This window comes from Acidovorax sp. KPB24-03 (assembly GCF_057546605.1).
The window spans coordinates 1-1,338 of sequence record NZ_BAAJYR010000664.1 but is presented as its reverse complement, the minus strand read 5'-3'; the positions used below and the strand labels follow the sequence as shown (position 1 = coordinate 1,338).

Sequence of the window (1,338 nt, the reverse complement as noted above, 5' to 3'; positions counted from 1 at the left end):
CGGCCGTTCCGGCCCCGGCCGCCGGAGCGGGGGACGCCGCTGCATCGAACACGCCGCTCAGCAGCTCGGGCAAGCGCTCCGCCCCCATGCGGAACCCGCAGGCCTGCGCATGGCCGCCGCCGCCCATGCTCTCGGCCAGCACCGAGCAGTCGAAGTTGCGCTGCGAACGCAGTCCCACCTTCACCTTGCCCTCCTTGCTGACGATCCACATCAGGGCGAACGTGCCGCACTGCTTGGACAGCATCTCGCCGATCAGGCTGTGGAAGGCGCCGGGGGCATTGACCATGAGGCCCTGTTTACCGTTGAACGTGATCGGCTGCGCGCCGCCCGCCACGTCGGCGGCAAGGTGGCGAAACTTCTCGTCCATGGCGTTGCCGCAGGCGACGAAGGCGGCGGACTGCTCGGGCGTGAACGCGGCGATGGCCTCCCAGCGCGCGAAGTCGAAGGGCTCCATGTCCAGCGCGGCCAGGTAGCCGGCGCTCTCGGGGTAGGCCCAGGCCCAGATGTCGCGGTCTTCCACGTAGCGCACCAGGTCGGGCAGCGGGGTGTCGGGGTAGAAGAACTCCCACGCCAGCCGCGCGCCCGACTTGTCCATGTCGAAGTGCACCACGCCGCAGCGGCAGGCAAAGCCGGTGAGCTTTTCGGCAGCGCTCTTGTGGTGGTCCAGCATGACCAGCTTGGCGGCCCGCTCGTCAATGGCGGTCAATATCTCGGGCGTGAAAGAGAAGTCGAGGATGTACACCGCCCGGCCTTCGAGCGCGGGCAGGTCGTCCACCGACTGCACCTGCCCGTGCGACAGGCCCACGCACTCGGCCTGGCCGCCGTAGTAGCGCCAGGCGGCCAGCGCGGCACCGAAGCCGTCGGCGCAGCGGCCGTGGTACAGGACCAGGGGGTTGGGATCGTTCTTGTCCGGGTGCACCAGCAGTTGCAGGGGCAGGAGGGTTTTCTTCGTGGGGATCGTCATGGGGCGCATTGTCGGGTACTGGGCGTGGGCACTGGTGCGGAGCCCCCGGGGCGGGGGCTTGGCAGCGGGAGCGGTTTGGCTGTCCAATGCCCCTGGGCCGGCGCCCGGTGCCTTGCAGGCCTGCTGCCGGGTGTACGACCGAATCCGCAAGGAGTTTTCGATGCGCAAGCTGTCCCTCTGCGTCCTGGCCCTGTTCCTGGCCGGCTGCGCCACGCGCGGCGCGGACAGCCTCTCGCTTGGCGCGCCCGGTAGCGCGGGTCATCCCACCGATCCCGCGCGCCAGGCGGCCGATCTGGCCGACTGCCAGCGCTACGCCAGCCAGATCGGGGTGGTCAGCGAGACCGTGGACGGCCTGGTCGCCGGCGCCGTGCTGG

Annotated in this window: 1 protein-coding gene and 1 pseudogene; one reads left to right on the top strand and one right to left on the bottom strand. The window is 70.2% G+C overall.

What is annotated here, in order from left to right:
• A partial coding sequence (locus AC27KI_RS24985) for a DHH family phosphoesterase (protein ID WP_487116476.1) occupies nt 1-964 on the bottom strand: 964 nt, incomplete at its 3' end.
• 160 nt (nt 965-1,124) lie between these two features.
• Between AC27KI_RS24985 and AC27KI_RS24980 the strand changes: the two are divergent.
• Nucleotides 1,125-1,338 (top strand): annotated as a pseudogene (locus AC27KI_RS24980) (hypothetical protein); the annotation flags it as partial.